The sequence below is a fragment of the Streptomyces fuscigenes genome, from assembly GCF_021556455.1.
GTDB classification, from domain to species: Bacteria; Actinomycetota; Actinomycetes; order Streptomycetales; family Streptomycetaceae; genus Streptomyces; species Streptomyces fuscigenes.
Genome location: NZ_JAKGCV010000145.1, coordinates 1 through 12,390 on the forward strand (window position 1 = coordinate 1; position 12,390 = coordinate 12,390).

General features: G+C 71.9%; 8 protein-coding genes and 1 pseudogene. 3 read left to right on the top strand and 6 right to left on the bottom strand.

Features of this window, described 5'->3' with window-relative positions:
* Nucleotides 1–99: 99 nt before the first annotated feature.
* Nucleotides 100–1,161, bottom strand: a complete 1,062-nt coding sequence (locus L1885_RS14220) for an ATP-dependent DNA ligase (protein WP_235797459.1) — start codon at nucleotides 1,159–1,161, stop codon at nucleotides 100–102.
* A 75-nt stretch (nucleotides 1,162–1,236) separates the two neighbouring features.
* Between L1885_RS14220 and ligD the strand changes: the two genes are divergently transcribed.
* Nucleotides 1,237–2,247, top strand: a complete 1,011-nt coding sequence (gene ligD / locus L1885_RS14225; RefSeq protein ID WP_235797460.1) for a non-homologous end-joining DNA ligase — start codon at nucleotides 1,237–1,239, stop codon at nucleotides 2,245–2,247.
* Nucleotides 2,248–2,386: 139 nt separating this feature from the next.
* On the opposite strand, the gene L1885_RS14230 is transcribed toward ligD, so the two are convergent.
* Complete coding sequence (locus L1885_RS14230; protein ID WP_235797461.1) at nucleotides 2,387–4,618, bottom strand: OmpL47-type beta-barrel domain-containing protein; 2,232 nt, start codon at nucleotides 4,616–4,618, stop codon at nucleotides 2,387–2,389.
* Entirely contained in the window at nucleotides 4,615–7,095 is a 2,481-nt protein-coding gene (locus tag L1885_RS14235; protein ID WP_235797462.1) for a ThuA domain-containing protein, read from the bottom strand. Before L1885_RS14235 ends, L1885_RS14230 begins: the two co-directional genes overlap by 4 nt.
* Nucleotides 7,096–7,297: 202 nt before the next feature.
* On the opposite strand from L1885_RS14235, the pseudogene L1885_RS14240 reads away from it, so the two are divergent.
* Both L1885_RS14240 and L1885_RS14245 read left to right on the top strand, forming a co-directional pair.
* Nucleotides 7,298–8,269: pseudogene (locus L1885_RS14240) on the top strand (multicopper oxidase domain-containing protein); the annotation flags it as partial.
* A 470-nt stretch (nucleotides 8,270–8,739) separates the two neighbouring features.
* On the top strand, nucleotides 8,740–9,021 hold the full coding sequence (locus L1885_RS14245; protein ID WP_235797463.1) for a WhiB family transcriptional regulator: 282 nt from the start codon (nucleotides 8,740–8,742) through the stop codon (nucleotides 9,019–9,021).
* A 285-nt stretch (nucleotides 9,022–9,306) separates the two neighbouring features.
* On the opposite strand, the gene L1885_RS14250 is transcribed toward L1885_RS14245, so the two are convergent.
* The 3 genes from L1885_RS14250 to ssgD all read right to left on the bottom strand — a co-directional run bounded on the left by L1885_RS14250 (nucleotide 9,307) and on the right by ssgD (nucleotide 12,063).
* Complete coding sequence (locus L1885_RS14250; RefSeq protein ID WP_235797464.1) at nucleotides 9,307–10,281, bottom strand: acyl-ACP desaturase; 975 nt, start codon at nucleotides 10,279–10,281, stop codon at nucleotides 9,307–9,309.
* 313 nt (nucleotides 10,282–10,594) lie between these two features.
* Nucleotides 10,595–11,371 (bottom strand): dimethylargininase, encoded by a 777-nt coding sequence (ddaH, locus tag L1885_RS14255; protein ID WP_235797465.1) that lies wholly within the window; start codon nucleotides 11,369–11,371, stop codon nucleotides 10,595–10,597.
* Nucleotides 11,372–11,646: 275 nt separating this feature from the next.
* Nucleotides 11,647–12,063: a spore wall synthesis regulator SsgD gene (ssgD, locus tag L1885_RS14265; protein WP_235797466.1), complete on the bottom strand. Its 417-nt coding sequence runs from the start codon at nucleotides 12,061–12,063 to the stop codon at nucleotides 11,647–11,649.
* Nucleotides 12,064–12,390 lie beyond the last annotated feature (327 nt).

The following is a 12,390-nucleotide window of genomic DNA, read 5'->3' on the forward strand; positions in this document are numbered from 1 at the left end:
CCGCGACCGTGCCCCGCGTCCCGCGCCCGGGCCGGCGCACCCGGCGCGCGTCAGGGACCCGCGGGCCGTCCGGGCCCCCTTCCCCGCCGGGCCCCGCGCTCAGGCCCCGCCCAGCACCTGCCCCAGGTCGTAGCGCACCGGCTCCACGAGCTGCGCGTACGTGCAGGACTCCGGCTCGCGGTCCGGGCGCCACCTGCGCCACTGCGCCGTGTGGCGAAAGCGCGTGCCCTCCATGTGGTCGTAGGCGACCTCGCACACCCGCGTCGGCGCCAGGGCCACCCAGGACAGGTCCTTCTTCCCGGTCCAGCGCGAGGGCGCGCCCGGCAGCCGCGCGCCCTCGTGCGCCGAGGCCTCCGCCCACGCCGCCCACGGATGGTCGCCCGCGTCGATGCGCAGGGGCGCCAGCTCCTCGATCAGCTCCGCCCGCCGCTTCATCGGGAACGCGGCGCACACGCCGACGTGCTGGAGCATGCCCGCCTCGTCGTGCAGGCCCAGCAGCAGCGAGCCGACGACGGGTCCGCTCTTGTGGGGGCGGTAGCCCGCGACGACCACGTCGGCGGTCCGCTCGTGCTTGATCTTGTACATGGCCCGGGTGTCCGGCCGGTAGGGCAGGTCCAGGGGCTTCGCCACCACGCCGTCGAGGCCCGCGCCCTCGAACCGGTCGAACCACTCGGCGGCGACCTCCGGGTCCGTGGTCGCGGGCGCCACGTACACCGGCGGCCGCACCCCCAGCAGCGCCGCCTCCAGCGCCTCCCTGCGCAGCGCCTGGCCGATGCCCAGCAGCGCCGCGTCGCCCTTCGCGAGCAGGTCGAAGGCGATGAAGCTCGCCGGGCTGCGCTCCGCCAGCATCTCGACGCGGGAGTTCGCCGGGTGGATGCGCTCCGTGAGCCGGTCGAAGTCGAGCCGCCCGCCGTGCACGATCACGATCTCGCCGTCGACCACGCACCGTTCGGGCAGCTCGGCGCGCAGCGCCGCCACCAGCTCGGGGAAGTACCGGGTCAGCGGCTTTCCGTTCCTGCTGCCGATGACGACCTCGTCGCCGTCGCGGTGCACGATCGCCCGGAAGCCGTCCCATTTGGCCTCGTACTGCATGCCGGGCGGGATCCGCTTCACGGACTTCGCGAGCATCGGCAGCACGGGCGGCATCACGGGCAGGTCCATGGGGCCGATTCTCGACCCACCCCGGCCGCCGCGCCCGGCATGCGCCGACTCCCCGGCGCGCCTACCGTGTCGCACATGACAGCGGCGGTGGAGCTGGACGCGGGCGGCAGGGCCGTACGGCTGACGAACCCGGACAAGGTGTACTTCCCCGAGCGCGGCTTCACGAAGCTGGACGTGGCGCGCTACTACCTGGCCGTCGGCGACGGGATCGTGCGCGCGCTGCGCGAGCGGCCCACGACGATGGAGCGCTACCCCGACGGGGTGACGGGCGAGTCGTTCTTCCAGAAGCGCGCCCCGAAGAACCTGCCCGAGTGGATCCCCACCGCCCGCATCTCCTTCCCCAGCGGCCGCTACGCGGACGAGGTGTGCCCCACCGAGGTCGCGGCCGTCGTCTGGGCCGCCAACCTGGGCTGCCTGACCTTCCACCCCTGGCCGGTGCGGCGCGGCGACACCGACCACCCCGACGAGCTGCGCATCGACCTCGACCCCCAGCCGGGCACCGGGTTCGCCGAGGCCGTGACCGCCGCCCACGAGCTGCGCGCCGTGCTGGACGAGCACGGACTGCGCGGCTGGCCCAAGACGTCCGGCGGGCGGGGCCTGCACGTGTTCGTCCCGATCGAGCCGCGGTGGACCTTCGCCCAGGTGCGCCGGAGCGCGATCGCCGTCGGGCGCGAACTGGAGCGGCGGATGCCCGAGCGGGTCACCACGGCGTGGTGGAAGGAGGAGCGCGGCCCGAAGATCTTCGTGGACTACAACCAGACCGCACGGGACCGCACCATCGCCTCCGCCTACTCCGTCCGGCCGAGGCCGCACGCACCGGTCTCCGCGCCGCTGCGCTGGGACGAGGTCGACGACGCCGCGCCCCGCGACTTCGACATCGCGACCATGCCGGCCCGCTACGCGGAGCTCGGCGACGTCCACGCCGACATGGACGAGCACGCCTTCGGCCTGGAGAGCCTGCTGGAGCTCGCGGCGCGCGACGAGCGCGAGCACGGTCTCGGCGACCTGCCGTACCCGCCGGACCATCCGAAGGCGCCCGGCGAGCCCACCCGCGTCCAGCCGAGCCGCGCCCGCAAGAAGCCCTGACGGGACGTACGAACGGGCGCGGACCCCGCTCGTACGCCGGCGTCCCCTCGCGGGGAGACGGGCGGGCGGACCCCGTCCGTACGGCCGGCCCCCTCCCCGGTGGGGGAGGGGGCCGGCCCGGTGGGAGGCGGAAGCCGGACTACAGCTCCTTGATCCGCACGTCCCGGTAGGAGATCAGGTCGTTCGTGCTGTGGTTCTGCAGTCCGATGTAACCGGACGCGTAGCGCCTGCCGTCGGTGCCGGGGTCACCGGACCGGGGCGGGTCGAAGACCTGGCCGGGGTTGTTGTCGAACTCGTTGATCAGGACACCGTTGCGGAAGATCTTGAAGTGCTGCTTGTTGACCCGGATCTCGTAGTCGTTCCAGGTGCCCTTGGTGGTGGGGTGGGCGCCCGCGAGGCCCACCCGGTCGAAGCCGTAGACCGAGCCGGTCTTGTACATGTCACCGGTCGGGCTGTCGAAGATCTGGATCTCGTGGCCGTAGTTGACGGCCACCCAGGCGGGGCGCGACTCCAGCGGGAAGTCGTGCGGGTTCGGGAAGCGGACGAAGACACCGCCGTTGGCGTTCCCGGTGCCGGGGGCATCGTCGCGGAACTGGAGCTTCAGCGAGAAGTTCTCGTACTGGCGCGCCGGGTACCACATCATGCCCAGGTCGCCGCCGATCTTCGGGTCGACGGTCATCACGCCGTCCTTGAAGTCCATCTGGCCGCCGCCGACGTGCTCCCACTTGTCGAACGACGCCTGGGTGCCGTCGAAGATCGTCTTGTAGCCGGTGGTCTGGCCCGGCAGGCCGATCTTCGACTGCTTGGCGGCCTTGGCGATCTTCTTCTGCTCGCGCTGGTCGATGACGTTCTGGCTGACGAGCGTCGCGAGCACGCCGTCGACGTGCTTGAGGAAGAGGGCCTGGGAGGTCCACTCCCGCTCGTCCTCGATCAGCTCGTTGATCGTGCAGCGGTTGGGCGTGAGCCGGTTCGGCACGCCCGTGTCGACCGTGCCGACGATGACGGTGAGGCGCTCGTCGTGCTCGGCGCACGGAGGCGGCGGGACCCCGCCGCTCTGCGCGACGGTGAACGAGGCGCTCTGGGCGGCGGCGGTGTTGCCCGCCTTGTCGGTGGCCCGGTAGGCCAGCGTGTGCGCCCCGACCTTGTCCACGATCACCGGGTCGGTGTAGGCCAGGTACGGCCCGCCGTCCAGGGAGTACTCGCTGGAGGCGACGCCCGACTCGGTGTCCGCCGCGGTCAGCGTCACGGTCGCGCTGCTGATGAACGCGCCGTAGGAGTTCTTGCTGCCGGTGATCGCCGCGGCGACCGTGGGCGGGGTGGTGTCCTTCGCCGGCGGGGTGACGACGGTGAAGGAGACGGACTTCTCCGCGGCCGCGTTGCCCGCCTTGTCGGTGGCCCGGTAGCGGACGGTCTGCTCACCGACCTGGTCCACCGCGACCGGCTGGGTGTACGGCTGCCAGGCGCCGTCCGCACCCAGGGCGTACTCGATGGTGTTGACGCCGGAGCCCGTGTCGGACGCGGTCACCGTGACCGTGGCCGTCCCGAGGTAGTTCCCGTCGCCGTCCTGGTCGCCGCTGACCGTCGCCGAGGTCTCCGGCGCGGTCGTGTCGTCGCTCGACGGCGCGACGACGGTGAAGTCGACGGACTTCTCCGCGGCCGCGTTGCCCGCCTTGTCGGTGGCCCGGTAGCGCAGGGTCTGCTCGCCCACCTGGTCGACCACGACCGGCTGGGTGTACGGCTGCCACGCGCCGTCCGCGCCGAGCGCGTACTCGACGCTCGCGAGGCCCGAGCCGCCCTCCTCGTCGGCGGCCGTCAGGCTGACCGTCGCCGAGCCGACGAAGTCGCCGTCCGCGTTCTGCTGCCCCTCGACCTTCGCCGAGGTGGTGGGCGCCGTGGTGTCGTCACCGCCGCCCGCGGCCGTCACGGTGAGCAGGCCGCTCATCATGATGTGGCCGGGCATCGAGCAGAAGTAGTGGTACGTGCCCGGCGTCAGGGTGACCTCGACGCTGTGCTTGCCGCCCTGGGCGTCGGCCGGGTTGGAGAGGATGTTGACCTGCGCGTCGTGGTTGTACTGCGGGTCCGACGTGTCGAAGGTCAGGGTGTGCGGCAGGCCCGTCGTGTTGCCCGTCGCCGCACTGTTCTCGAAGACGATGGTGGCCGCTCCGGCCACCGCCGTCGTCGGGGCGCTCGCGTAGTGCTCGATCGAGTCGCCCGCCGTCCAGGTCAGGGTCTGCTCCGCGGCCGGTGCCGCGGCGCGCTGCCCGTGCCCGTAGGCGGCGGTCGACGTCAGCCCCAGCACCAGCAGGAACGCCCCGACCAGCGACGCCCACAGGCGCAGCGGTCGCAGCCTTCTCGCTCCCACGGCTCTCACGCTCCCTTCTTGACCAGGTCCTTGGCGGCCGGGGTCGGCGCGCCGCCGGTGTACGTCACGCGCCACAGCGCGGACTCGGAGTCGGAGTTGAAGAAGCCGCGCCCGTAGTCCAGGACGTACAGGGACCCGTCCGGGGCGAACTTCCAGTCCATCAGGTTGCGGATGCCGCCGTTGCCCACCGGGATGATCTTGCGCAGCGAGTCCGCGTGGATGGGCAGGCCGCCCTCACCCTGGTTGTCGGGGTTCATGGTGACGGCGTGGCGCGGGTTGGTGGCGTCGTAGAAGTCCGCCACGAACCACTTGCCGTCCCAGTACTGGGGCCACTTGACGCTGCTCTTGACCGTCGGGTCGAACCGGTAGACCGGGCCGTCCATCGTGGCCTGGCCGCCGCCCTTGAGCCACGGCAGCAGGTAGCTCGCCTTGCTCGGGTCGTAGTTCGGCACTCCGTTGGCGTCGCGCGGGTAGTCCGGAGCCCCGCCCTGCGGCGAGTACCAGATGTTGTTCGCCTCGGCCGGCGGGATGTTGACGAGGCCGTCGTTGTTCGGCGACTCGTTCTTCAGGTGGTCGCAGTCGTACCAGCCGAGCGGCTTGCTCGGGTCCGGCAGGTTGCGGTCCCGGTAGGGCTGCTTGTTGCCCATGCAGTACGGCCAGCCGCGGTTGCTCGCGTGGTCGATGACGGCGAACGTGTCGTACTTCGCCGGGCCCCAGGTGGTGGACGGAGCGCCCGCGTCGGGACCGACCCAGCCGACGTAGAGGATGTCGGTCTTCTTGTCGATCGACAGCCGCGCCGGGTTGCGCACGCCCATGGCGTAGATCTCGCCCCGGGTCTTGCCGCCGCCCTCTGCGGTCTCCTTGCCCGTGAAGAGGTTGCCCTTGGGCAGCGTGTACGTGCCGTCGTCCTCCGGGTGGATCCGCAGGATCTTCCCGTTGAGGTTGTTGGTGTTGCCGGCCGTACGGCGCGCGTCCGCGAAGGAGACGCCCTTGTAGTTCGGCTCCGGGTTGTTGCCCGAGTAGCCGTCGCTGTAGAGCGAGGAGTTGTTGTCACCGACGCCGACGTACAGGTTGCCCTTCGAGTCGAAGGCCATCCCGCCGCCCACGTGACAGCAGCTGTGGATCTGCATCGGCCACTGCAGGAGCACCTTCTCCGACGACATGTCCAGCTTGTTCGTCGTCAGGTCCATGGTGAAGCGGGAGATGCGCCGCTTGCCCATCTGGGTGTCGCGGTCGATCTGCGAGTGCGGCGCCCAGTAGACGTAGATCCAGCCGTTGTTCGCGTAGTTCGGGTCGAGCGTGATGCCGACGAGGCCTTCCTCGGTCTTGTTCAGCTCGTCGCCGCCGCCCCGGTTGCCGAAGATCGTCAGGGCGCCCGCGACGGTCGCCTTCTTCGTCTTCGGGTCCCAGACGTAGATCCGGCCGGTGCCCTTGCCGACGTTCGGGTCGTTCCAGTCGGTGACGACCGGGTCGGTGGCGGTGCCGCCGCCGCGCCCGATGTAGAGGATCTTGCCGTCGGGGGCGATCGTCAGGCCGTGCGGCTCGCCGATCTGGTCCTGCTGGCCGGGCTGGTTGGGCGCGGTGACGCGCTCCGCCTTGTAGTTGGCGTCGATCGTCGCCTTGCAGTCGGCGCGCGAGAGGCGGGACGTCCACTCCAGGGCGCCCCGCAGGTGTGCGCGGAAGTCGGTCTCGGCGAACGAGGCGACGGTGCCGCCCATCCCGGTGTAGAAGGACCGGCCGCCGTCGTAGTCGCGGCACCAGGAGACCGGGTGGTCCGCCGTGCCCGCCGCGCCCTGGCCGGGCTTGTACGTGGACTCGCGGACGCTGGCGACGGTGTGGACCGTGCCGCTCGGGTTCGTGGCCCAGTTGAACCAGTTGTCCGCGCGCTTCCATTCGAGCGGCAGGTCCTTGGTGGCCGGGTTGACGCGGTCCCCGACCTCGACGGTCGCCTTCTGGACGTCCGTCGGGCCGGTCGCGGCGGGCCGGGCACCGATCAGGCCGGTGTACCAGTCCGAGTAGGGCTCCGTCTTCGCCGCGTCGTGGATGCCGACGAAACCGCCGCCCGCCTCGACGTACGACTCGAGCCCCGCCTCCTGGTCGGGGTCGAGCACGTCGCCGGGGCTGGTCAGGAAGACCACCGCGTTGAAGGTGCCGAGCTTCTTCGCGTTCGTGAAGACCGAACCGTCTGCCGTGGCAACGGTCTTGAACCGCTTCGCGAGCGGGCCGGTCTGCCCGATGTCCTCGATGGCCTCGATCCCGGCGTCGACCGTCGGCGACTCCTGGCCGGTGTTGCCGTAGTAGACGAGGACCTTGACGTTGGTGCCGCCGGGCGGCGACGGGAGCGCCAGGGCCGCGGCCCCGGCCTCGGGAGCCGGCTGCGCCGAAGCGGCCGCCGTACCCAGCAGGGAAGCCGCGAGGGCTCCTGTCGCCAGGCCGACGGTGAGTCTGCGCCGCGTTTTCGACCGGCGGTGTGGTGCGCGCTGCATGTGTTCACCCACCCCTCTTTGGTCACTGCAACAGCCCTGGAACGTAGACCCCTTTCGGCGGCGCGCCAATAGGTACGGCCGGAATTCCACCAACTTTGTCCTGAGTGTGGATAAACGAAGCGCACTGCTCTACCGTATGGCCGTCCCCGGGGTCTGTTTCGCCCCGCAACTTCCATCCCGTTCGGGGGAGTTCGGCATGGCCATGGACAGAAGGAGCTTCAACACGCGGCTGCTGGCGGGCGGCGCCGCCGTCGCCGGTGTCGCCGCCGCGGGAGTGGCCTCGGCGCCCGTGGCGACCTCGGCGCCCACCGCGACGGGTGCGCCGACGGCGCCCGCCGGGGGAACGATCCGCCACATCACGCTCTTCGCGGAGAAGCTCCCGGGCGGGCAGCTGGGGTACGGGCTGGAGCGCGGGAAGGCGAGCGTGCCGGGCCCGCTGATCGAACTCGTCGAGGGCGACACGCTGCACATCGACTTCGAGAACACCCTCGACGTCGACGTCAGCCTGCACGCGCACGGCGTCGACTACGACGTCGCGAGCGACGGCACACGTCTCAACCGCAGCCACGTCCCGCCGGGCGGCAAGCGCACGTACACCTGGCGCACCCACGCCCCGGCGAAGCGTCCGGACGGCACGTTCCAGCCCGGCAGCGCCGGCTACTGGCACTACCACGACCACGTCGTCGGCACGGACCACGGCACGGGCGGCATCAGGGCGGGCCTGTTCGGGGCGCTGATCGTGCGCCGCAAGGGCGATCTGCTGCCCGACCGGACGTTCACCGTCGTCTTCAACGACATGCAGATCAACAACCTGGCGATGGGACCCGACCTCAAGGCCACGGTGGGCGACCGCGTCGAGTTCGTGTCGATCACGCACGGCGAGTTCTACCACACGTTCCACCTGCACGGTCATCGCTGGGCCGACAACAGGACCGGCCTGATCACGAGCGCCGGCGACACCAGCCCGATGATCGACACGAAGATCGTCGGGCCGGCGAACTCCTTCGGGTTCCAGGTGATCGCGGGCGAGCACGTCGGCCCCGGCGCGTGGATGTACCACTGCCACGTGCAGAGCCACTCCGACCTCGGCATGGCCGGCCTGTTCCTCGTCGCCAAGGCCGACGGCACGATCCCGCCGTACGAGGAGATGCACCACCCTGCCGGGGCGCAGGCCCGGAAGTCCGCGAAGACGGCGGAGGACGACGGGCGTGCGATGGGCGCCATGCCCGGCATGCGCACGGACACCCCGGCCATGAAAGGCATGGACATGAAAGGCATGGACATGAAAGGGACGGACATGAAAGGGACGGACATGAAGGGCATGCCGGGGACGGGGCATTGACGCGGCCTTGACGGCGGGTCGCGGCCCACCGCCTGTACAACGCCGCCCGCGGCTGGGACGCTACGGGCGGCGCTTCGGTGCGCAGCGGTGCGCCGGCGTCACCACCCGGGTGGGTGCCGACGGGCGTCGCGGTTCGGCCGCACGGCGACGGCCCGGCAGGCGCGGGCGGTGCCCGTACCGGCTCCGCCGCGGGGGCGGCGAGCGGCGCGACCGGGCACCCCGTCGGCTTCCGGCAGAGGGCTCCGCGACCGATTGATCATCCGTCAATCGCACGTTTATCGCGGTACGGAAACCTGACTGTCATGCTGATCGACATCACCAACGCCAGGTCCGCGAGCCACGCCGCACCCTCCGCCGCCGAGCCCTCGCTCGCCTGGCAGGACAGCGCCCTGTGCGCGCAGACGGGGCCCGAGTTCTTCTTCCCGGCGCCCGGCTCCTCGACCCGCGAGGCCAAGCAGTTGTGCGGCGCCTGCCCCGAGCGCGAGGCGTGCCTCGCCTACGCCCTGGAGAACGACGAGCGCTTCGGCGTGTGGGGCGGGCTCTCCGAGCGCGAGCGCCTCACCCTGCGCCGCAACCGCCGCTGACGGGCCCAGCACGCACCCCGCCTTCGCGAGGGGCCGCGCCGGCACCCAGGACGAGGACCGTCCCGGGCCGCCGACCGTCCCGCGGGAGACCGGGCGGCCGAGCCCGCACAGTGCGGGCAGCGCGGGCGGACGGCACCGGCACGCCGACGTCCCACGTCGACAGTCCCTTCCCGCGACGCGGGCACGGACTGGCCGGACGCGGGCACGGTACGTATGTGGTCGCGCCCAGGACCACGCAAGGCGCGGCGGACGGGGCGGAACGCCCGGGAGCCGGCCCGGCCGGGGTCAGACGCGGCCGCGAGCCGCCATCCGGGCCTTGCGCGCCGCGAGCTTCTCGTCGAACTTCGAGGCCTCGCCGTCCAGGCCGTTCATGAACAGGCCCAGCTCCTCCTGCGCGCGCAGCCCCTCCGGGCCCAGGCCCTCGATGTCCATGACCTTGAGGAAGCGCAGCACCGGCTGCAGCACGTCGTCGTGGTGGATGCGGAGGTTGTAGACCTCGCCGACCGCCATGGCGACCGCGGCGCGCTCGAAGCCCGGCATGCCGTGCCCCGGCATCCGGAAGTCGACGACGACGTCGCGCACGGCGGCCATCGTCTCGTCCGGCGCGATCTCGAAGGCCGCGCCCAGCAGGTTGCGGTAGAAGACCATGTGCAGGTTCTCGTCGGTGGAGATCCTCGCGAGCATGCGGTCGCAGACCGGGTCGCCCGACTGGTGGCCGGTGTTGCGGTGCGAGACGCGGGTTGCCAGCTCCTGGAAGGCGACGTACGCCACGGAGTGCAGCATCGAGTGGCGGTTGTCGGACTCGTAGCCCTCCGACATGTGGCTCATGCGGAACCGCTCCAGCTCGTCCGGGTCGACGGCGCGGGACGCGAGCAGGTAGTCGCGCATCACGGTGCCGTGGCGGCCCTCCTCGGCCGTCCAGCGGTGCACCCAGGTGCCCCAGGCGCCGTCGCGGCCGAACAGCGTGGCGATCTCGTGGTGGTAGCTCGGCAGATTGTCCTCGGTCAGCAGGTTGACGACGAGCGCCGTCCTGCCGAGGGAGGTGACCTTGGACTGCTCGGCGCTCCAGGCCTCGCCGTCCTCGAAGAAGCCCGGGAAATTGCGCCCGTCGCCCCACGGCACGTACTCGTGCGGCATCCAGTCCTTGGCCACCCGCAGGTGGCGGTTGAGCTCCTTCTCCACCACTTCCTCCAGCGCGTACAGCAGTCGCGCGTCGGTCCACGCGTCCGAACTGCCGAGGTGGGAAGAGGTAAGGGTCACGGGTGCTCCTGGGGACGGGAAACTACCTACGGCTTCGTAGGTTACGAAACCGTAGGTTAAAGATCGGGTAAGACTCTCGTTCGAGCCGCCCGGTCCTCACGGCCGGGAAACCCCTCGCGTACCCGGAACCCGGAGCGGCATGCGCGCCCCTCGCGCCCGCCCGGCCCGGCGCCCGCGGCGCACCCCGGGCGCCGTCCCCGCAGGTGGTGGCGGTGCCGTCGCCGGGGCCCGCGGACCGCGTGCTTCCGGTCCCCGGGGGCCGGGCGGGCGGGGGAGCGGCCCGCGGCCGCGGCGGCCGGGGTGCCGGGGAAAATCACACGTACAGGTCACGCAGGCGCACGGAGAGACAGGTCACACAGCCCTCCAGCTTCTCGAACTCGCCGATCTCCACGACCACGGGCTCGTAGCCGAGCCCCGCCAGCAGCTCGGCGCTCTTCGGCGCGCTCGTGGCCATCAGCAGCCGGCCGCCGCCGAGCAGCACCACGTGCGCGCCCGCGGGTTCCGGCACGGGCAGGAAGCGCGGAAAGAGGGACGGCACGTCGACCAGCGGCGGATGTCCGATCACGGTCCCGTCCGGCAGCGCGGTCACCGCCGACTTCAGATGCAGTACCCGGCTCAGCGGCACGGCGACCACCCGGGCCCCGAGGGGCTCGAACGCGGCACGCAACTGCGCGACGCCGGCCGCGTTGGTCCGGCCGCCCCGGCCCACGTACAGCGTGTCCCCGACCTTCAGCACGTCGCCGCCGTCCAGCGTGCCCGGCTCCCAGATCCAGTTCACGGAGCAGCCGAGCCCGGCCAGCTCCTCCTCCACCGCGGCCGTCTCGGGGCGCCGCGACGGGGCACCGGGCCTCGTGATCAGGGCGACGTTGCGGAACATGACCACGGTGTCCTCGACGAACACCCCGTCCGGGCAGTCGTCGGCCGGCTCCACCTCGACGGTCTCCCAGCCGTGCTCCGTCAGGGCCGCGGCGTACTGCTCCCACTGCCTCAGCGCGAGCACCGCGTCCACCGGCGTGCGTTCCAGATGAGTGACGAGGCCCTCGTGCAGTCGCGAGCTCGGCCGGCGGATCAGGGCTTTCCTGCTGGGCACGTGGACGTCTCCAGGTACGGGCGGGGTCCGGACGCGCCCCATCATGGCCCGCGCCCGCCGCGGCGGAACGCCGGACGCCGGGGAAACCGCGCGGGCCGCGGCCGGGTGCCGAGAGACCTGCCGGAGGCGGACGTTCCGGAAGGCCCGTCCCACCGGGCCGGGTGCCGGTGCCGATCCCCGCGCGGGCGCCGGGACGGAGCCGGGACGCCGGAGGGCGGACGGCCGGGACGGCGCGGCGGCCCGCCCGCCGCTCACGGCGGCCGGAGCGGGAGCGATCAGTACGCGTCGCCCAGTAGTTCGGCCAGCGCCTGGTCCAGATCCAGGTACAGATGCTCGTGGCCCTCGGGGACCAGGAAGCGCGAGCGGTCCAGGAACCTGCGCAGGTCCGCCGTGCGCAGGTGGACCACGGCCGTGCCCTCGGGGGCGTGGAACTCGACGACCGTGCGGCCGTAGCCGAACGGCCGCACCCGCACGTCGCCCTCGCCGGCCGGCGCGCCGATGCCCTCGGCGAGCAGTTCGCGGGAGAACTCCCAGACGACTTCGGTGCCTTCCAGCGTGGCGAGCGGCGGGAAGGCCATCCGCACGGTGAAGGGGTCGGTCCGGTCGTAGACCAGGGTCGCCGGCACGGTCTCCAGGCTCGGGGAGGACGCGACGACGCGCGCCTGCACCGCCTGTTCGATCACGGGTGACATGGCTGCTCCCCTTCGCCGGCGTCGAACCGAGGCGGCACGTTGATGGATCGGTTGTCTGTTCAGACGTCGGAACGATGCATTCCGTGCACGGAACCAGGGTGAGTTGTGTCACCGTACGCGCGTACGGAACCGGGACCGGGTGTACGCGAGCGGGCCACCGGGTAAGCCGCCGGATCCGCGGCGACGGCGCCGGACGGGCCGCCCGGGCGCGAACGGCCCCGCGGGGCGGTGGTGGCCGGCGCGGGGAGGGCAGTGAGCGCGACGAGCGCGACCAGAGCCGCGAGGCCACGAGCGCCACGGGCGCGATGAGCCGGCGGGTCGGCAGGG